The sequence below is a fragment of the Pseudothauera rhizosphaerae genome (assembly GCF_004801305.1).
Classification (GTDB): Bacteria; Pseudomonadota; Gammaproteobacteria; order Burkholderiales; family Rhodocyclaceae; genus Pseudothauera; species Pseudothauera rhizosphaerae.
In genome coordinates this window covers 114,182-133,198 of the sequence record NZ_SSOD01000014.1, presented here as the reverse complement: position 1 = coordinate 133,198, position 19,017 = coordinate 114,182, and the positions used below count along the sequence as shown (strand labels likewise).

The 19,017-nt window shown below is 69.0% G+C and carries 20 protein-coding genes and 1 tRNA gene; 1 reads left to right on the top strand and 20 read right to left on the bottom strand.

Going from position 1 to position 19,017, the window contains the following annotated elements:
• Positions 1–215: 215 nt before the first annotated feature.
• The 17 genes from E6O51_RS16510 to eutS all read right to left on the bottom strand — a co-directional run bounded on the left by E6O51_RS16510 (position 216) and on the right by eutS (position 14,954).
• A complete protein-coding gene (locus tag E6O51_RS16510; RefSeq protein WP_136386101.1) occupies positions 216–764 on the bottom strand; it encodes a BMC domain-containing protein in 549 nt (182 codons plus the stop codon).
• Between the two features lie 16 nt (positions 765–780).
• Positions 781–2,097, bottom strand: a complete 1,317-nt coding sequence (locus E6O51_RS16505; protein ID WP_136386100.1) for a 4Fe-4S dicluster domain-containing protein — start codon at positions 2,095–2,097, stop codon at positions 781–783.
• 10 nt (positions 2,098–2,107) lie between these two features.
• Positions 2,108–2,602: a BMC domain-containing protein gene (locus E6O51_RS16500; RefSeq protein ID WP_136386099.1), complete on the bottom strand. Its 495-nt coding sequence runs from the start codon at positions 2,600–2,602 to the stop codon at positions 2,108–2,110.
• A gap of 4 nt (positions 2,603–2,606) precedes the next feature.
• Complete coding sequence (gene eutL, locus E6O51_RS16495) at positions 2,607–3,266, bottom strand: ethanolamine utilization microcompartment protein EutL (protein WP_136386098.1); 660 nt, start codon at positions 3,264–3,266, stop codon at positions 2,607–2,609.
• An 11-nt stretch (positions 3,267–3,277) separates the two neighbouring features.
• Positions 3,278–4,180, bottom strand: a complete 903-nt coding sequence (gene eutC, locus E6O51_RS16490; RefSeq protein WP_136386097.1) for an ethanolamine ammonia-lyase subunit EutC — start codon at positions 4,178–4,180, stop codon at positions 3,278–3,280.
• A 12-nt stretch (positions 4,181–4,192) separates the two neighbouring features.
• Positions 4,193–5,554, bottom strand: coding sequence for an ethanolamine ammonia-lyase subunit EutB (locus E6O51_RS16485; RefSeq protein ID WP_136386096.1), 1,362 nt, complete (start codon positions 5,552–5,554; stop codon positions 4,193–4,195).
• Positions 5,555–5,567: 13 nt separating this feature from the next.
• The gene (locus E6O51_RS16480) at positions 5,568–6,995 is read right to left on the bottom strand and encodes an ethanolamine ammonia-lyase reactivating factor EutA (RefSeq protein ID WP_136386095.1); all 1,428 of its coding nucleotides are present in this window, start codon (positions 6,993–6,995) and stop codon (positions 5,568–5,570) included.
• 10 nt (positions 6,996–7,005) lie between these two features.
• Entirely contained in the window at positions 7,006–8,247 is a 1,242-nt protein-coding gene (gene eutH / locus E6O51_RS16475; RefSeq protein WP_136386094.1) for an ethanolamine utilization protein EutH, read from the bottom strand.
• Positions 8,238–9,086, bottom strand: a complete 849-nt coding sequence (gene eutJ, locus E6O51_RS16470; RefSeq protein ID WP_136386093.1) for an ethanolamine utilization protein EutJ — start codon at positions 9,084–9,086, stop codon at positions 8,238–8,240. The genes eutH and eutJ overlap by 10 nt, the downstream gene beginning before the upstream one ends.
• A 10-nt stretch (positions 9,087–9,096) precedes the next feature.
• Positions 9,097–10,545: an aldehyde dehydrogenase family protein gene (locus E6O51_RS16465; protein ID WP_230976818.1), complete on the bottom strand. Its 1,449-nt coding sequence runs from the start codon at positions 10,543–10,545 to the stop codon at positions 9,097–9,099.
• Positions 10,546–10,611: 66 nt separating this feature from the next.
• Entirely contained in the window at positions 10,612–10,896 is a 285-nt protein-coding gene (locus E6O51_RS16460; protein WP_136386092.1) for a EutN/CcmL family microcompartment protein, read from the bottom strand.
• A 211-nt stretch (positions 10,897–11,107) separates the two neighbouring features.
• Positions 11,108–11,398: an ethanolamine utilization microcompartment protein EutM gene (gene eutM / locus E6O51_RS16455; protein ID WP_136386091.1), complete on the bottom strand. Its 291-nt coding sequence runs from the start codon at positions 11,396–11,398 to the stop codon at positions 11,108–11,110.
• A gap of 21 nt (positions 11,399–11,419) precedes the next feature.
• On the bottom strand, positions 11,420–12,526 hold the full coding sequence (gene pta, locus E6O51_RS16450; protein WP_136386090.1) for a phosphate acetyltransferase: 1,107 nt from the start codon (positions 12,524–12,526) through the stop codon (positions 11,420–11,422).
• A complete protein-coding gene (gene eutT, locus E6O51_RS16445) occupies positions 12,517–13,362 on the bottom strand; it encodes an ethanolamine utilization cob(I)yrinic acid a,c-diamide adenosyltransferase EutT (protein ID WP_136386089.1) in 846 nt (281 codons plus the stop codon). The genes pta and eutT overlap by 10 nt, the downstream gene beginning before the upstream one ends.
• Positions 13,363–13,384: 22 nt before the next feature.
• The gene (eutQ, locus tag E6O51_RS16440; protein ID WP_136386088.1) at positions 13,385–14,110 is read right to left on the bottom strand and encodes an ethanolamine utilization acetate kinase EutQ; all 726 of its coding nucleotides are present in this window, start codon (positions 14,108–14,110) and stop codon (positions 13,385–13,387) included.
• Complete coding sequence (locus E6O51_RS16435; RefSeq protein WP_136386087.1) at positions 14,107–14,619, bottom strand: EutP/PduV family microcompartment system protein; 513 nt, start codon at positions 14,617–14,619, stop codon at positions 14,107–14,109. The genes eutQ and E6O51_RS16435 overlap by 4 nt, the downstream gene beginning before the upstream one ends.
• Positions 14,598–14,954 carry an ethanolamine utilization microcompartment protein EutS gene (eutS, locus tag E6O51_RS16430; protein ID WP_136386109.1) on the bottom strand — a complete coding sequence of 119 codons (357 nt, stop codon included), beginning with the start codon at positions 14,952–14,954 and terminating at the stop codon, positions 14,598–14,600. Before eutS ends, E6O51_RS16435 begins: the two co-directional genes overlap by 22 nt.
• Positions 14,955–15,181: 227 nt before the next feature.
• Between eutS and E6O51_RS16425 the strand changes: the two genes are divergently transcribed.
• Positions 15,182–16,435, top strand: a complete 1,254-nt coding sequence (locus E6O51_RS16425; RefSeq protein ID WP_136386086.1) for an alpha/beta fold hydrolase — start codon at positions 15,182–15,184, stop codon at positions 16,433–16,435.
• Positions 16,436–16,494: 59 nt separating this feature from the next.
• On the opposite strand, the gene E6O51_RS16420 is transcribed toward E6O51_RS16425, so the two are convergent.
• From E6O51_RS16420 to E6O51_RS16410, 3 genes are all read right to left on the bottom strand, one after another.
• Positions 16,495–16,570 (bottom strand) — tRNA-Phe (locus E6O51_RS16420).
• Positions 16,571–16,642: 72 nt separating this feature from the next.
• Positions 16,643–18,139 (bottom strand): sensor histidine kinase, encoded by a 1,497-nt coding sequence (locus tag E6O51_RS16415; protein ID WP_136386085.1) that lies wholly within the window; start codon positions 18,137–18,139, stop codon positions 16,643–16,645.
• A complete protein-coding gene (locus E6O51_RS16410; protein ID WP_136386084.1) occupies positions 18,114–18,800 on the bottom strand; it encodes a response regulator in 687 nt (228 codons plus the stop codon). Before E6O51_RS16410 ends, E6O51_RS16415 begins: the two co-directional genes overlap by 26 nt.
• Between the last annotated feature and the right edge of the window lie 217 nt (positions 18,801–19,017).

Genomic DNA, 19,017 nt, shown 5'->3' with positions numbered 1-19,017 from the left:
GGTCATCCGCAAACACGATGACTTCAGGCGTCGCTACAACACGCTGTGCGAGCGCGGCAAGTGCCCCAAGGTCGCCCTCGTCGCCTGCATGCGCGTCCTCCTCATTCGTCTGAACGCCATGATCCGCGACCAGACCACATGGAGAACGGGCGACCCCCTGTAAGCCTGAACGACAAATCTGCTGCAGACAGTTGCTCCCACCCACAACAGGGCGCCTACATCAGGTGTTCGATGACCTGTTTGTGGGGGCGCGGGATGACCACGCGATGGACGAGCATGCCCTTGTCGCCGGCCACCTCGCTGCCGACGCGCACGCCGGCCTCCACGTCGGCCACCTCGCCGCTGATCACCACGTAGCTCTTGCCGCCGATGCCGAAGGCCAGATGCATGCGCACCGGCTCCACCTTGGCCGCCTTCACCGCCGCGTCCGCCGCCTCTATCGTCGATGCCACCGAGTAGGTTTCGATGACGCCGAGTGCCTGCACGTCCACGACGGAATTGCCGCCGGCGATGGCCGGCAGCACCGAGGGATGGATGTTGGGGATCAGGAAGTGGTCGACCATGTTCGACTCGTCCAGCGCGCGCGCGGCCTTCACCGACTGCGTCACCGAGGCGATGTCGCCGCCCACCAGCACGATGTACTTGCCGGGGCAGATGGTCTTGGAGACGAGAATCTGCACTTCCGCCGTCTTCGCCATCAGGTCGCTCGCCTCGATGCCGCGCGCGATGCTGAGGAATTCGACCAGTCCGATTGCATGGAGCATGCTCGCCTCCGAGCTGTCAGGTTGGGGCTGCAATGGTGACGTGTTCCGGCGTCACCCCGGTCACGCGGCCGGCGATGCTGGCGTGCACGCGGGCGCCCAGCACGCCTTCGGCGATGTCGCCGACCAGGTCGCCGCGGGCCACCTCGTCGCCTTCGGCCACCACCGCCTGGGCGGGTTGGCCGATGTGTTGCCTGAGCGGGATCCTGACCTGATTCGGGCGATACACCTCGGACTGCAGCGGTGCCGGCACGTTGTATGCGCTGATGCCCAGGCGCGCGATCAGGCGCAGCGAAGGCACCAGGCGGAATTCGGCCATGGGGTCGAGGGGGCGCAGTTCGCCTTCGTAGCGCAGTCCCTGGGCGCGCATCTCCGCCTTCAGCGCGGCGTTGATGCGCATGGGGGAGATGTCCACCGGACAGGCCCAGAACTCGCAGATCGCGCATTCCGAACAGGTCAGCGCGGCGAGCAGCGTTGAGGGCGTGGCCACGTGGCGGTAGCCCAGGGAGCGCACGATGAGGTGGGGCGGCAGTTCGTGGCCCATCAGGTGGCGCGGGCACAGCTCTGTGCACAGGTTGCACTGCTCGCAACCGATGGCGACCCGCAGGTCGTCCGCCATGGTACGGCGGTGGCGGCGCACGACGATGTTGTCGTCGGGCAGCGCGATCAGCGCGCCGGTGGTCTTGGTCACCGGGGTGTCCAGGTCGTGCACCAGGTGGCCCATCATGGGGCCGCCCTCGACGATGGAGATGCCGGGGCCGGTGGGCCCGCCGGACAGGGCCAGCGCGTCACGATAGGAAGTGCCGATGGGCACCGTGACCGTCACCGGACGCTGCACGGCGCCGGTAATGGTGAGCGTGCGCAGGGTCACCGGCCATTCCCGTTCGACGGCCCGCACCACGTTGAGCAGGGTCTGCACGTTGCTGACCACCACGCCCACGTCCAGCGGCAGCTTCGCCGGCGGTACGCGGCGCCCGGTGGCCATCCAGATGGTGATGACCTCGTCGCCGGCCGGGTACACGTCCTTCAGGATGTGGATGCGCATGTCCGGCGGCAGCCGCGGTTCCAGGGCGGCGATGGCCGGCTTGTACTTGGCCTTCAGGGCGATGATGCCCTCCCGCGCGCCGGTCGCCTGCATGCCGTAGCGCACGCCGCGGATCAGCTCTGCCGCGTGCAGGGCCATCAGTTGCTGGTCCACGCGCAGCAGGGGTTCGCACTCGGCGCCGTTGACGATGAAGATCTCCGCCTGCGCCGCCAGCTTGACGTGGGTCGGGAAGCCGGCACCGCCGGCGCCGACGATGCCCGCTGCGCGGATCTTGTCGATGATGGCATTCATCGCTTCGTCCTCATCGTGCCGCAGCGCCACCAGCCGCCAGGTAGCGGGTTCCGGCCCGCCGCAGGCGGCCGGCCGCGACCAGCCGGTCGAGCTGCGCGCGCACGGCGGCTGTTTCGCGCTTGAAGTGGCGCGCCACCCCCTGCGCCGTGCGCCCACGCGCCACCGTGGCCACGTAGGCGAGCAGTTCTTCCGCCTCGTCCGGCGGCCTGCGCTCGTCCTCGCTTTCCCACAGCAGGGGGCCGACCAGTTCCCAGGTATCCCGATCCGGCCGGCCGATGACGAACTGGGCCAGCGCGCCGCCGAAGCGTTGCACGGCCGCCACGCCGGCGTCCACCGCGGCGCGGCAGGAGGCGAGGTCGCCTTCGACGACGACGGTCACCAGGCCGGGCGAGATCGAATGCCGGCGGAAAGCGGTCACGCTGGCCGCCTTGAGCATGGCGTCGGCCGCCTCGACGGCGGCCACCAAGCCGCGCACCTCGATCAGGCCGATGGCGTTCGGGTTCATGGCATCAGCCGGTGCGGATCGGGCTTGCGGCCACTTCGAGCACCGCCTGAGTGAAGGCGTCGCAGGCGGCCTTGCACGCCGCCTGGCTGCCGCTCAGGAAGGCGCCCGAGTAGTTGGTTTCCGACGGCGGCGGCACGTAGGTGACGAAGTCCACTTCCGCCGCCTTCAGCGCCGCGTCGATGCCGTAGGTGGCTTCCAGCGGCGGGGCGATCAGGTAGGCGATCGGGGTGCCGATGCCGATGCCGGCGGCGGCGGACAGGTAGCTGCCGGTGCGCGACACCACGTGGGCGAGGAAGGCGATGGAGCCGTCCTCGTTGGCGCAGCGGAAGGCCGGCCCGTCCTCGATGGTGGCGATGGCAGCTTCCAGTCCGGAACGCACCTCGCCGGGGCTGGGGCCGCCGAACATGATGAGCACCTCGCCCGCGGTGGGTGACGAGCTGTGGGCGGCGCCCGCATACAGGGAGCGGCCGTAGACCACTTCGACGCGCGCCTGCTTGGTGGCTTCGTCGGCGGCGATGTAGGTGACGTCGTCCGAGTCGGCGGTGAGCAGGCCCAGAGAGTTGATGTGCTCGCCGAGCTTGAGCTGCTTCTTGAAGTCCGAATGCAGCGAGGCGATCAGGCGCACCGCCCGCACCGAAGGCTTGATGATGTCCAGGACAGCCATGAGATTTCTCCTTAGGCGCGGTTCAGGTTGATGCCGCTGGCCTGCTTCTGCAGCATCTGCTTCGCCAGGTCGACAATGACGGCGGCGGCCTCCACCGGCGGCGTGCCGGCGCGGTGGATGTTGGAGATGCAGGAGCGGTCCGATTCCACCGTGGTGGCCAGCGACGGGCTGTAGATCATGTAGCAGGACATGCTTTCCGACTGGCCTAGGCCCGGGCGTTCGCCGATGAGCAGGATGACGACCTTGGCGCCCAGCAGCTCGCCGATCTGGTCCTCCACCTTGACGCGGCCGTGGCGCACGAAGAAGGGCGTGCCCACGTCCAGCCCGGCGCTCTGCAGGCCCTTGATCAGCGGCGGCAGGATTTCGTCGAAGTTGGCGGTGATGGCGTCCGTCGACAAGCCGTCCGAGACCACCACCTGGACCTGCGGATTCTTCTTGCACTTGGCGAGCACCGTGTCGATCGCCTCCTGGCTCAGGCGCCGGCCCTTGTCCGGGCGGGTCAGGTACTCGTCCTTGTCGGCGATCTCCGTGTGCACCTCGAACAGGCCGCTCTTCTCCACCCATTCGGCGGGGATTTCCTTGATCACGGTATCTTTGGAGCGGGAGTGGTCCGCGAGGAAGCGCAGCAGCGCCACCGTGCGCGGGCGCGGCCCGCAGCGCCCGCCCGCGACCCGCGCGGCGGTACTGCGACGCAGGTCTTCCAGCACTTCCTTGCGGTGCGGGTTGGTGACGCCGATGCGGGTGCGGAACTCCTCGCTGCCGAGATCGGGCAGGCTGCCCCCCTCGCCCGCCGGCTGCGCCGCTGCGCCGCCGGATGCGGACGCCGCCGCGGCGGCGGGACGCGGTGCCGCGGTGCCGGTGCCGAGCTGGCGGATGACGGCCTGAACGATGTCTTCGATCTGTTTCTGGTCCATGTCCGTTTCCCCTCAGAAGAACACCGATGCGTCGCCCGCCTTCGCGGTCAGGAAGCCGTTTTCCATCAGCCCCATGCGCTCCAGCCAGGCCTCGAACTCGGGTGCCGGGCGCAGGTTCAGGAGCTGGCGGATGGTCGCGGTGTCGTGATAGCCGGTGGTCTGGTAGTTGAGCATGATGTCGTCGCCCATGGGCAGGCCCATGATGTAGTTGCAGCCGGCGGCGGCGAGCAGGATCATCAGGTTCTCGTTGGAATTCTGGTTGGCTTCCGCGTGGTTGGTGTAGCAGCAGTCGCAGCCCATGGAGATGCCGGAGAACTTGCCCATGAAGTGGTCCTCCAGGCCGGCACGCAGAATCTGGCGGTCGTTGTAGAGGTACTCGGGGCCGATGAAGCCCACCACGGTATTGACCAGCATGGGGTCGTAGCGCCGCGCCAGGCCGTAGTTGCGCGCTTCCATGGTGAGTTGGTCGGCGCCGTTGTGGGCGTTGGCGGACAGGGCCGAGCCCTGCCCGGTCTCGAAGTACATGACGTTGGGCCCGGCCACGCGGTTGTAGGTGCGCGCCACCTGGTAGGCCTCGTCCAGCATCTCGATGCTGATGCCGAATTCGGCCAGGCCCTTCTCGCTGCCGCAGATGCTCTGGAAGATCAACCCGGCCGGCGCGCCCTGGCGGATGGCCTCCATTTGCGTGGAGACGTGGGCGAGCACGCAGCCCTGCGTGGGCACGCCGTACTTGTCGATGACCTCGTAGATCTGGCCGAGCAGACGCTTGACGTTCTCCACGCTGTCGATCACCGGGTTGATGCCGATCACCGCGTCGCCCACGCCGTAGGACAGGCCCTCGTAGATCTGCGCGGAGATGCTCTTCAGGTCGTCCCGGGTGTCGTTGGGCTGCAGGCGGGCGCTGAAGGTACCGGGACGGCCGAGGGTGGTGTTGGCCTTCTTGACCACCGGCATGCGCTTGGCACCGTAGATCAGGTCGGCGTTGGAACACAGCTTGGCGACCGCGGCGACCATCTCGGAGGTGATGCCCTTGCGCAGGTACTCGATCTCCTCCGCCGTGGTGGTGTCGGAGAGCACGCACTCGCGCAGCTCGCTCACCGTCCAGTTGCGGATCCTGGCGTAGGCGTTCTCGTGCACCGCATCCTGGATGACGCGGGTGACCGCGTCGTCCTCGTAGGGGATCACCGGGTTCTCGCGCAGGTCGGCGAGCGTCAGCTCGCTCAGCACATGCTTGGCGGCCACCCGCTCCTGGGCCGTTTCCGCGGCGATGCCGGCAAGCACGTCGCCCGAACGCAGGTCCCCGGCCTTGGCAAGGACGTCCTTGACGTCCTTGAAGCGGTAGCTCTTGCCGAACAGTTGGGTTGTGAGTTTCATCTCGTCTTCCTTTTCAAGAAGGAAATGCCAGGGACTTGATGGTGAGCGGCACGATGCCGCCGCCGAAGTAGCTCCTGCCGATATCCACGTAATCGCCCTCGCGCGTCTCCACTTCATCGATCACCGCCAGCTCGCGCTCGCGCAGGTGGGGTTGCAGCTCCATGCCCAGCGCCTTGCCGAAGTCCTGCCTGGAAACGACGATGAGCGGATGGGCGGGGTTGGGATGGCGTCCGGAAAACTCCCGCAGCGCATCGGCGCAGCCCAACACGCTGCGGTAGGACACCGGCAACGCGGGCGGAATCGCCAGGGCATAAAGATCGCCGCCCGGGTCGATGTCCATGCGCCGGGCCGACACTTCCCAGGCCGTGGCCAGTTGCGCGGGTTCGGCGTCCTGGGCGGCGAGCGACGGATGCATGACCGGCACGTTGCGGATGGGCAGGCGCTCGTAGTTGAGCCAGATGGTGCTGCCCGACAGGGACAGGGTGTAGGCGCCGGCGCCGATCACGGTGGCGCGCAGCGTCTGCCGGGGCACACGCACCGGCAGCGCGGCGAGGCCGGGGTGGCGGTGCAGGGCCACGGCGAAGAGCGGGCCGAGGTCGCCCCAGGCGAAGGTGTCGGCTGCGGACGGCGGGCGGTAGTAGCACTCGCCGACACCGCCCGACAGGTAGATCGCATCGTAGGCGTGGCCGGAGCGCAGGCAGTCGGTCATCAGCAGCGCGCGGGCGAGTTCGGACGGCCGCCCTTCGGCGACCTCGACGATCAGCGCCGCCATGCGCTCCGCCACCGCCTCGAGCTGCGCCCGCGTCAGCGCGGCCGGGTCGGCATTGCCGAACAGCTCGCCGACGATGCGCCGCCCCGGCTCGTGGGCGAACAGGACGCGGCCCGCCCCATCGGTTTCCAGCAGGTGGCCGCCCACGTTGAGGCAGGCGGTGTCGTCCACGCGCCCGCAGTCGAACACCACGTAGTTGGCCGTGCCGCCGCCGATGTCGATGTTGAGCACGCGCGCTGAATTGGCCTGCGAGTATTCGCCGGCCCCCGAACCGTGCCCGGCGATGATGGCCTCCAGGTGGGGCCCGGCGGTGGCGACGACGAAGTCGCCCAGCGTCTCGGCCAGCTCCATGACCGTCTGCCGCGCGTTGCGCGCCTTGGAGGTCTCGCCGGTGATGATGATGGCGCCGCTTTCCACCTGCGCCCGCGTGAGCCCGGCGGCCGCGTACTGGGCGTCGACGAAGGCGGCGAGTGCGGCGGCGTCGATGTGCCCGGCGTGATCCACCGGGGTGAACACCACCGGGCTGAGGTAGGTGATCTCGCGCTTGGAGAATTCGTAGCGCGGCACCTGGGAGGCGGGCGCGCGGTTGGTCAGTTCCAGCGCGGAAAAGATCACCTGCGTGGTCGTGGTACCCACGTCGATGCCCACGCTGTCGATGCGCCGCGTGCTCATGGCCGTATGCTCACTCCGCCTTGGCCGTCCGCTCGCCCGGCTTGGGCGCGATCAGCATGGCGAAGGCCAGCGCGGTGAAGCCGCCCACCAGCTTGCCGACGATGACCGCGAAGATCATGCCGGGCATGTTGGCCGCGGTAAAACCCAGGTGGTCGCCGAAGGTGAAGGCGGCGCTGACGCAGAAGGCCACGTTGAGCACCTTACCCCGGTCGTCCATCTTGTTCATCATGCCGAACATGGGGATGTTGTTGGCCAGCGTGGCCACCATACCGGCCGCCGCCTTCTCGTTGATCCTGAGCAGGCCACCCACGCTGAGCAGGGGCTTGGCGAACCAGCGCGTGAGCAGGAAGACCATGGGGTAGGCGCCGAGCAGCACGCAGGCGATGTAGCCGATGACCTCAATGGCGCGCATGGTGGCTCCGGGCTCGTCGCCGGTAACCATGAAGATGGGGTCCAGCCCCGGTATCGGCTCGAAGCCCAGGGTGGCCTTGAGCACGGCCAGGGTGAGGCCGACCGTGATCAGGCTGACCAGGATCTTGGCGAAGACCTGGAAGCCGCCGATCATCTTTTCCGGTATCCACCACAGGCCCAGGGCCACCAGCACGGAGAAGATCAGCACCGGGATCAGGTTGGTGAAGATCATCCCGAAGCTGAACACCACCGGCTGGCCGTCGATGACGATGCCCGAGTACATGGCCACCAGGCCGCCGGCGATGCAACCCAGCGGGATGGTGACGATGCCGGCGAGCACGCCCAGCGCGAGGAAGCGGCGGTCCTGCACGTCGATGATGCCGATCGCCACCGGGATGGAGAACACGATGGTCGGCCCCATCATGGCGCCGAGGATGAGCCCGGCGTAGAGCCAGGAGGCGGTGTCGATGACGCCGTTGGTGGTGGCCAGTTCCTTGGCCAGGAAGTAGCCGCCCATGTCGTTGGCAAGCAGCGTGGTGGCGAACATGGCCGGGCTCGCGCCCAGGGCCTCATACACGGGAATCACGAGCGGGCCGAGCAGTTGCGCCAGCAGCGGGGCCAGGGAGATGACGCCGACCATGGCGAGGCCCAGGGCCCCCATGGCCATGAAGCCTTCCTCGTACTGCCCGCCGGCGCCGGAGATGGAGCGGCCGACCGCGCCCAGCCCGATTTTCGACAGCACCGCCTCGGCACCGCCGAACTGGTTGAAGATGCGATCCAGGGCCGCGATCGCCATGAAGCTCATCATCACTATCATGATGATCTTGTTGATCATTTCCATTTTTGTTCTCCTGAAGTTCGTTCTGATCGGTAAGCGGCAATGGCGAGCGGAGTCAGGAACAGGGGCTGGCTCGGCAGATGCACGGCGAGTTGCGGAAAGGCTTCCGCGAACAGCCCGCGCACGCCGGGCAGCATGCAGGACCCGCCCGACAGATAAAGTTCGGGGACACGGTGCCCGCCCAGGTGGCGGCACACGATGTCGGTCATTTTTTCGAAAACCGGGCGCACCACGGGCCACACTTCCTCGCCCGCGCCGCGCTTGAGCCGTTCGGCCTCTTCCAGCCCGATGCGCCGGTTGCCGGCCAGGGTGAGGGAGACGTGGTGGCCGCCGGTGGGCTCGTCGCCCGAATAGACGATGGCGCCGTCGCGCACCACGGCGATGCCCGTGGTGCCGCCGCCGATGTCCACCACTACGGCGTCGGCGATGCCGAGCAGGCTGATCACCGCCGAGGGTTCGTCGATGATCTGCGCGACGCGCAGCCCGGCCGCTTCGATGACGTTGGCCGAGATGCGCGGGTCGGTGCCCGGCGGGAAGGACGTGCCGGCCTCCTCGAAGGCCATCCCCAGGCGGGCCTGCAGGCGTTCGAGCTGGCCGCGCACGATGTCTATGGCGCCGAAGTAGTCCCACACCACGCCGTCGCGCACCACGTCGGCCCAGTCCAGGCACACGGCGACCGGCCTGTCTTCCGCATCCACGACCATGGACACCACGTCGCTGGTGCCCAGGTCTATCCCTAGGCGCAGGGGCCCGGCCGCCCGCACCGGACGGCCGTCGTCCACCAGCGCGGCGGCCCGGTCGAGGCGGGGGTTGAGCCAGGTGTGGAGATCGCGTTGCGCCATGATGGTCACGTCAGACGATGCGGAAATGGTCCACCAGCACGCAGCGGCGCAGGCGGACGAAGGACGCGGCGGAGGTGACGCCTTCGCCGGTGGGCGTGGAAATGGTCATGGTGGTCCAGCCCTCGCCGCCGAAGCCCAGGCCGGCGAGGCAGGGGCCGTTCTTGACGAAGATGCTGGTGTTGATCTCGTTGGCCATGCGGTCCAGGTTGTCCAGGTTCTTGGAGTGCATGGCCGCGGTATGGCGGCAGCCGCCTTCCAGCCGCACGGCCAGGTCTATGGCCTCGTTGGCGTGGGCGGCGCGCACCAGGGGGATGATGGGCATCATCAGCTCGGTGAGCGCGAAGGGGTGTTCGGCGGGCGTCTCCACGAACAGCAGGCGCGTGTCGTCCGGCACCGAAAGGCCGATGGCGCGGGCGATCTTCGCGGCGTCCCGCCCCACCCAGTCGCGGCTGACGACACCCTTGCCGCAGTGTCCGGGCGTCGTGTCCATGCCGGTGAAGATCACGTCCTGCAACTGCCGGGCCTGGTCGGCGGTCAGCTCCACGGCCTTGTGCTTCTTCATCTCGGCCTTGAGGCCATCGGCCACCTGGTCCACGACGACGATTTCCTTCTCATCCACGCAGATGATGTTGTTGTCGAAGCTCGCCCCCCAGACGATGTCGCGCCCGGCCTGGGCGAGGTCGGCGGTCTCGTCCACCACCACCGGCGGGTTGCCGGCGCCGGCGGCGATCAGGCGCTTGTCGGTATGGCGCCGCGCCGCTTCCACCACCGCTTCGCCGCCGGTGACCACGAGCAGGTTGATGCCGGGATAGCGGAACAGCTTCTGCGCCACCTCGATGCTGGGCTCGGCCACCGTGGTGACCACGCCCTCGGGGCCGCCCGCGGCGACCACCGCCTCGTTGATCAGCGCGATGGCGCGCTGGGAGACCTTCTTGGCCGCCGGATGGGGTGCGAACACCACCGCGTTGCCAGCGGAGATCATGCTGATGGCGTTGTTGATGACGGTACACGCCGGGTTGGTCGACGGCGTCACCGAGGCGATCACGCCCCAGGCGGCGTTCTCGGTCAGGGTCAGGCCGTGGTCGCCGGTCAGCACCGCCGGGTGCAGGCATTCGATGCCCGGCGTCTGGCGGGCCTGGGAGAGGTTCTTGAGGATCTTGTCCTCCACCCGCCCCATGCCGGTCTCCGCCACCGCCAGTTCGGCCAGTTCGCGGGCATGCTCCTCGCCCGCCTTGCGGATGGCCGCGATCACCCTGGCCCGCGTGGCCAGACTGCGCAGCGCCCGGTAGGCCTTGTCCGCGGCGGCCACGGCGTCGTCCAGTTCCACGTACACGCCCGGCGCGGTCCTGCCGCCCACCGTCCGCGCCGCACCGGCCGCTACGCCGCCCGCCGCGCCGGACTCGACGGCCTGCAGCACCGCTCGCACGATGCGTTCAACCTGATTGGCATCCAGATCCACGATCTTCTCCCGTCCTCCGGGGCGGTCGGCGGCGGCACCCTGCCGCACGCCGGGAGCCGCGGCGGACTACTTGTGGTACGTGACGCGCTCGCCGACCACGACTTCGTCGACGATGCCGACCACGCTCATGTCCACCGGCACCTCGTCGCTCAGGGTCTTGCGCGCCGAGCTGCCCTGCACGATGAGCACCCATTCGCCGGTGCCGGCACCGATGCCGTCGGCCGCCACGTGGCGTATGCCCTGCGGCTTGCCGTCCTCATCGATGAAGTCCACCAGCAGCAGGCGGTCGCCCTGGAAGCCGGAACACTTGACCGTCGATACCACTTGCCCGACGACGACTGCGAGTTGCATTTCCTACCTCGTTTCAGTGATTGCGCCCGGACGGCAGGCCGAACGCTCCCGCCGGCCGCATGCGGCCGTGCGCGGAACGACAGTGCTTCGCCCTTCGTCCTCACGGCTGTTCCCGCTGGCCGACGTTCCGCCCGTGCGTTCGCCCGCGAGGGCACACGCGCCGGGAGATGCGTCCGCGGACCGGGGCGGCGCGGGCCGCCCCCGCGCCCGATCAGTCGTCCAGCGTGCCGGTCATCTTGATCGGGAACAGCTCTTCCAGATCGGCGTGGGGGCGCGGAATCACGTGCACCGACACCAGTTCACCGATACGTTGCGCCGCGGCGGCGCCGGCATCGGTGGCGGCCTTGCAGGCGGCCACGTCGCCACGCACCATGGCGGTCACCAGACCGCCGCCGATCTGCTTGTAGCCCACCAGCTTGACGCGGGCTGCCTTGACCATGGCGTCCGACGCTTCGATCAGCGCGACCAGGCCTTTGGTTTCGATCATGCCGAGTGCTTCCATTTTGCTTGCCTCCTGGGTGTTTTACGACAATGGGCGCAGGGCGGGCACGAGTCCGCCCGCCAGCGGTGGAACCGCTTGGGAGGGACGATCCGCACTGCGGGAAAGGGCCGTTGAATAAACCGGCGGTTGCAGCTTGCCGGAGCCATCGGGGCTCGCCATCTTCATGGCGAGCAGGGAAACGTCGATGATGTCGCCCACGCTGCAGCCGCGCGACAGGTCGTGCATGGACCGGCGCAGGCCCTGCAGCATGGGGCCCAGCGCGGTGTAGTGGCCGAGGCGCTCGGCGATCTTGTAGCCGATGTTGCCGGCGTTCAGCGAGGGGAAGATGAACACGTTGGCCTCGCCGGCCAGCGGGCTGTCCGGCACCTTGCGCAGCGCCACGGAGGGCACGTAGGCGGCGTCGAACTGCAGTTCGCCGTCCACGCGCAGTTGCGGAGCGCGCTCGCGCACCCGGCGCACCGCCTCCTGCACCTTTTCCACCGCCGGATGCTTCGCACTGCCGTGGCTGGAGAAGGACAGCAGGGCCACCCTGGGCTCGGTTCCGGTGACATTGCGGTAGCTCGCCGCCGCGCTCAGGGCGATGTCGGCGAGTTGTTCCGGGGTGGGGTCCGGCACCACGCCGCAGTCGGCGAAACCGAGGACGCGGCCGCCATCCGGGGCGATCATGAAGAAGATGCTCGACACCGTGCGGTTGCCCTCTTCCAGGCCGATCACGTTCAGCGCGGCGCGGATCACCGCCGAGGTGGAGGAGATGTTGCCGGCCACGCAGTAGTCGGCATCGCCGGCCATCACCATCATGGCGCCGAACCACAGGGGATCGGTGAGACGCTCACGGATCTGCGCGCGGGTGAGCTGCTTCTCCGCGATGGGTGCTTCCAGCAGGTCGGCGTAGCGGTCGAGCATCGTGGAACACGCCGGATCGATTACCGGAATGCCGCCCGTGGCCAGGCCGTGCCGGCGGCACAGGGCGCGCACCTCGAAGGGATTGCCCAGCAGCACCGGCAGCGCCAGCCCGCGCTGGGCGAGGCTGTTGGCGGCCTGGATGGCGCGGGCGTCGAGCGCGTCCGGGAAGACGACGCGGCCCGGATGCTGGCGGCACCAGTCGGCGCAGGCGCGGATCAGGTCCATGTGACGGGCTTCCCGAGATCGGCCGCCTGCCCGAGCGCAGCGACGCGGGCCAGCAGCATCAATACGTAGACGGCACTGCTCAGGCGGTTCAGCGCCTGCAGGATGTCCGGCCGGGCCACGGCGTAGTCCCGGTCGATGTAGAGCTCGGCGGCGGCCAGCTCCGCAGCACGGATCTGCGCCCGCAGCAGGTTCAGCCGCGCCACGGTGACGCCCTGCGCCGCATCCGGCACCAGGTGGTCGTGGCCGAAGTAGCGCAGCGGATCGTGGGACACGCGGTGGATGGCCTCGTCGTCCAGTTCCCCCATGCGCAGTTCCGACACCGGTTCGCCAGTGACTTCGCCGCGCAGCACGTTGCCCAGGCAGGAGCGCACGTCGGCGAGCCAGTGGCCCAGCGTGGTGTCGCGCTCTTCCGGCGGAAGCTCGGCCTGCACCCACACCGCCCAGGCGATGGCCGTGTCCAGCGCGCCGCGCAGGCGCAGGCGGGGGTCGTTCTTGGCCACCAGGCGGCGCTCGTCCAGGTGGGTCATGGCCTCCGGCTTGCGGGCCACCTCCTGTCCGCACAGGGCACACGCGGCGGGCTGCCTGCCGCTGCGGCCGGTGAGCGGGTGCACCTGCACGCGGGCGGGCTCGCCGGCTGCGGCCTGCGCGCCGCCGGCCTCCGCCGGTTCCACGTAGTTGCGCCCCGCCGCGTCCACATATCTCACGGCGACGTGGCGCTCGGCCAGCAGCGCATGGGCGGCGGGCGTCAGGCGCCCTTCGGCCGGGAGGTGCACCTCGGTCCCGGGCGCGAGGCTGAAGTGCTCGCGCAGCCAGGTTTCGGTGATGAAGGCGCTCATGGCGGCCGGCTCCGTTCGTCGCCTATCCCTGCCAGTCCGCGGGGTAGGTGACGTAGAGGAAGCGCACGCTGCTCGGCGTGCCGAACTCGATGGCCGAGCCGCGCGGGATGAAGATCACGTCCCCCGGCCGGCCCACCACCGTGCTGCCTGCGCTGCGGATGTGCAGTTCGCCCTCCAGGACGACGTCGATCTCGTCGTAGTTCAGCGTCCAGGGGAAGAAACACTTGCTCCAGGTCATGTAGCCGGCGGCCATGGGACTGCTGTCGGCGGAGGTCACCACGTCCGTGAGGCCGACCTGGCTGCCCGCGCCGGCGCCTTCGAAGCGCCCGAAGCGCACCGATGCGGCATCCACGTGCTTGATGCCGTCGGCGATGGTCTGGGCCGTGAACCCGCCCTGCCCTGCAGCCGAGGCGGCCGGTGCCGCGAACTGCTCGTCGACCGCCTTGCGGATCAACTGGTCCACCACGGCGTCGGAGACCGTTCCGGGCGGCAGCTTGGCGAGGATGGCGGCGCGTATGGCGGCGACGTCGTCGGAGCCCGGCTTCGCTGCCGGCGTGCGTGCGCCGCTTCCCGCCGGGGCCGGGGCGCCGACCTGCGGCACGACGCTTTCCTCGATGACCACCCCCAGCTTTTCCGCCGTCGCCCGCGCTTCGGCGGTGACGATGGTCTGCGGCAGCACGGCTTCGATGCGTTGCCGGCCGGCGGCGTGTTCCTGGCGGACCGTGTCCGCGCTGATCAGTTGTTTCATGGATGGGCCTCGTGCGTCCTGGTCCGGCCCGCCGCCCGCCGGCCGGTGGCCAGGGCGGCGCGGAGCGGTTCGAGGGTTGAAGGCTGGGCGACCGAGACGCGGAACACAGGTCCGGCGATGCCGCGCACGCGCAGCAGGGCCTCGACGCGGTCCGCGTCGGCCGTGGGCAGGTCGATCTTGGTGATGACGGCAATCAGGCGCTTGTGCCCGTAGACCTCCATGAGGCCCGGCGGCATGCGACAGTCGAAATCGTCGGCGCCCTGCACATAGACGAGGGTGCCCACGTCCGCGGCGGTACAGATCAGGGCGTGGTGCAGGCGCGGGTGGTCGAAGAACTCTCCCGGCGTGTCGACGCCCAGATCGGCCTCGTATTCCACCGCCTGGGTCTTGCGCGCCTCGCCGGGGCGCCCGAAGAGCGCGTTGAACAGCGTCGTCTTGCCCGCGCCGATCGGGCCGATCAGCATGAAGGCATGGGCACGGTCGATGATCAGGTCCGTGTGGTCCGACATACCGTGTACCCCAGCAGACGTTCGAGGGTAGCGACGACCTGGGCCAGCGCTTCCTCGACCGAACCGACCGAACCGTAGATGACCAGCGCGCCGCTGAAGCGGTCCAGGAAACCGATCTGGACACTGGCGGCCTTGGTGGCGATGTCGCCAGCGATCATCGCGGTCTCGCCGGGCGTGAGCGTCATGATCCCGATCGCTTCGGCACCGGGCACGCCGATCTTCTTCGACAGATCGTCGGCCGGATGCGCGATCAGGTGGGCCAGGGTGACCTGTTTTCCAGGTACGAACTCCTGGATGATGCGCTCTTTTTTTTCAGCTCCGTATCCTGAGTCCATGACCTTCAACACCCGAGTGCGAAGATGGCTCTACCGGTACTGCCTTATGCGCTGCTCCGAGAGCGGAACGGGGCTGGCGATGGCTTGCCCCGTATGTCCGTACAGTATTCCTATCGGCCGAAAGAAGCAACGCGGACAGGCCGCGGCAGGCTTGGCGCAGCCTGCCTATACTCAAGCCGACACCCCCATCCGGATACTGTAGACGCCCGCACGGGAAAGAACGAAAAATGAATCCGCCCAGGCCCCGGCATGCCGCCGGCGCGCAATCACAAAGCCGCCTTCGACGCGCCACCCAAGGATGGCTTGCCGCCCAGGCCCTGCTGCTCGCGGCCTGCGCCGGCGCGGGCGGAGGCGCCGGCCGCAGCGGTGAACTGCCCGCTTTCTACACGCCCGCGCCCGCCGAACTCGCCGGCCCGCCGGGTTCGATCATCCGCCACGAGGCCCTGCCCGGCCTGGTCGTTCCGGAGGGAACGGCCTATCGCCTGCTTTACCGCTCGACCGATCCACGAGATCGGCCGATCGCCGTGTCGGCCGTCCTGGTCGTGCCGGCGGCGCCCGCCCCCGCGGGCGGCCGGCCCGTCGTCGCCTGGGACCATCCCACCAGCGGCGTCGTGCGGCGCTGCGCGCCGTCCCTGTCGCCCGACGTGCCGAAGACGATACAGGGCCTCGCCGATTTGATCGCACGCGGCTACGCGGTGGTGGCGACCGACTACCCCGGCCTCGGCACACCCGGCCCCCATCCCTACCTGACGGGCGCCAGCGAGGGCCGCGCCGTGCTCGACGCGGTGCGCGCGGCCCATGCCTTCGCCCCGGCCCAGGCGGGCACGCGCTTCGTCGTCTGGGGCCACTCCCAGGGCGGCCACGCCTCCCTGTTCGCCGCCGCGCTGGCGCAAGACTACGCGCCCGAACTGCAATTGCAGGGGGTCGCCGTGGCCGCACCGGCGACGCGGCTGCGCGCCCTGCTGCATACCGTGCCGGGCACCACGATGAACGCCAGCATGGTGGCGATGCTGCTGCACTCCTGGTCCCGGGTGCTGGGCGCCTCCCTCGCCGACATGGTGCCCGAGGCCGACATCCCCCACGTGGAACGGCTCGCCGCCACCTGCATCCCGCCGCCCTGGTCCGGCGCCGAGCAGCCGGTGCTGGAACCCGATCCCGACCTCAGCTTCACCATCCTGCAGGACATCGCGGCCATTCCCCCGTGGGGCCCGTTCGTGACGGCCAACACCCCGGGGGCGCTGCCGCCCGCCATCCCGGTGTTCCTTGCCCAGGGCGAAGCCGACACGACCATCGCGCCGGCACTGACGGCGGCCTACATGTCCCGCCTGTGCGCCGCCGGCAGCTGGGTGCGCATGGTCACGCTGCCGGGCGTCGATCACCGCTTCATCGCCCGCGAGGCCGCACCGCTCGCGGCACGCTGGATCGGCGACCGTTTCGCCGGCCGTCCCGCCCCGGACGACTGCCCGCCACCGGTCCGCTGAATGCGGACGCAGAAAAGCACTTGGCCCGCATGAAGCGGGCCAAGTGCACGGGTGTTCCATGGTGGCCAGGGACGGAATCGAACCGCCGACACGCGGATTTTCAATCCGCTGCTCTACCAACTGAGCTACCTGGCCAAAGCGAAGAGCGCGCATTATAGCGGATGCCGCAGCGCAGTCAAACACCTCCGCACCGCCGCGCCGGATGGCCTATTCGCCCTCTGCCTGCACCGCTTCGCCACGGCCGGGAGGGGGCAGTGCGGGTACGTGGCCGCGCGGGAAGACGACCTGGGCCACGGTGCCCTGCCCGGCCGGATTCGGGTTCAGGCTGACGGTGGCGCGGTGCAGTTCGGCGATCTCCTGCACGATGGGCAGGCCCAGGCCGGAACCGTCCACGCCGCTGCCGAGCACGCGGAAGAAGCGCTCGAAGACGCGCTCCCGGTCGGCTTCCGGAATGCCGATGCCGGTGTCCTCCACTTCGAGGATAGGGGCGCCGGCGTGCCGGGTGCGGGCGGTGACGCTGCCGCCGCGCGGGGTGTACTTGATGGCGTTGTCCATCAGGTTCTTGATCATCTCCCGCAGCAGCACCGGATTGCCTTCCACCGGCAGCGGCCGGCCGGTGCCTTCCACGCCCAGATCGATGTTCTTGGCGAGCGCGCGCGGAAACAGATCCTGCGCCACTTCGCGCACGATGGCCTCCAGGTCCACGCGCTCTACCGCGTAGATCTTCTCGAAACTCGCCTCGGCGCGCGCGAGGGACAGCAACTGGTTGATCAGGTGGCTGGCACGGTCGGCGCTCTCGGCGATCTGGCGCAGGGATTCCCGCTGCAGATCGGGGTCGGTTTCCAGCAGCGCGAGGTCGGTCTGCATGCGCAGGCCGGTGAGCGGGGTGCGCATCTGGTGGGCAGCGTCGGCGATGAAGCGTTGCTGCGCCTGCAGGTTTTCCTCCAGCCGGCTCATCATGTCGTTGAAGGCCACGATGAGCGGGCGCACCTCCTCGGGCACGCTGGCGGGCTGGATGGGCGACAGGTCGGTGGGGCGGCGGCGGCGGATCAGGCTCTGCAGGCGGGCGAGCGGCGCGATGCCGCGCGTGAGCCCCACCCACACCAGCACCACCGCGAGCGGGATGATGGCGAACTGGGGCAGCAGCACGCCGGTGACCACGCGGGAGGCCAGCGCGGTGCGCTTGTTGCGCGTCTCGGCCACCTGCACCAGCAGCAGATGCTCGGCCTCCCCGGCCCGCGCCTCGACGAACTGGTAGGCGATGCGCACTTCCTCGCCGTGAATGACATCGTCGCGGAACAGCACTTCGTCCGGCAGCAGTTGCGCCGGTCGCGCCAGGGAGGGGATTTCCCCGTCGCCCACCACCACCTCGCCGCCGTGCTCGGCGACCTGGTAATAAACGGTGTCGTCCTGGTCCGCACGGAACAGCGCGCGCGGCGGCGCGGGGAAATCGATCACCACGCGGCCGTCGTCCAGCGCGACCATGCGCGCCAGCGCGCGGGTGCTCTCGGCCAGCGCGCGGTCGTAGGGCTCGTTGGCGATGTTGTCGGCGACGTTGTGGGTGACGATGATGGAGATCGGCCACAGGAACAGCAGTGGCGCGAGCATCCAGTCGAGGATCTCGCCGAACAGGGAGTTGGGCTGGCCGGGCGGACGGTTCGCCACGCCGGCCTTGCGGTCAGGCTTTCGCCGCCTGCTCAGCATCCGGGTTTTCCAGACAGTAGCCCAGCCCGCGCACGGTCACGATGCGCACGCCGCTGTCTTCCAGCTTCTTGCGCAGGCGATGCACGTAGACCTCGATGGCGTTGCTCGACACCTCGTCGCCCCAGCCGCACAGGTGGTCCACGAGCTGGTCCTTGCTGACCAGGCGGCCCACCCGCAGGATGAACACTTCCAGCAGGCCGATCTCGCGCGCCGACAGGTCCACCACCTGGCCGTTGATCTTCACCACGCGGTCGGCCTGGTCGTAGCTGAGCTTGCCGACCTCGATGCAGCGCGGCTGGCCCGTGCCGCGCCGGGTCAACGCGCGCACCCGGGCTTCCAGTTCGGGGAGCGCAAAGGGCTTGGTCAGGTAGTCGTCGGCCCCCGCGTCCAGCCCGCGCACGCGGTCCTCCACGCCGTCCTGGGCGGTGAGGATGAGCACCGGCATGGCCGACTTGCGCGCACGCAGGCGCTTCAGCACCTCGATGCCGGGCAGCTTGGGCAAGCCGAGGTCGAGGATCAGCAGGTCGTAGAACTGGGCCACCAGCGCCGCATCGGCTTCCGTGCCGTTGGCGACGTGGTCCACCGCATAGCCGGCGCGGCGCAAGGTGCGGACCAGACCGTCGGCGATAACCTTGTCATCTTCAGCCAGAAGAATGCGCATTGGATTCAGGATGTAAGTTACGTGTAAGCGCATGCCCCTAGAGTGGCACCCGCTGTTCTCCTTTACTCGGTCTTAGGGAATGGCTGCCGTTTCGGCGGTCATTCCGGGGAGCGTCCGGTTCCTGCAGCAGGTCGCTCCCTGCCGTCTTTTTCTTCTCCCCCGCAAAGCCGTTCGATTATCACACGCTTCCGTGCCCGTGGGCGCGGCAGCGGCGCAT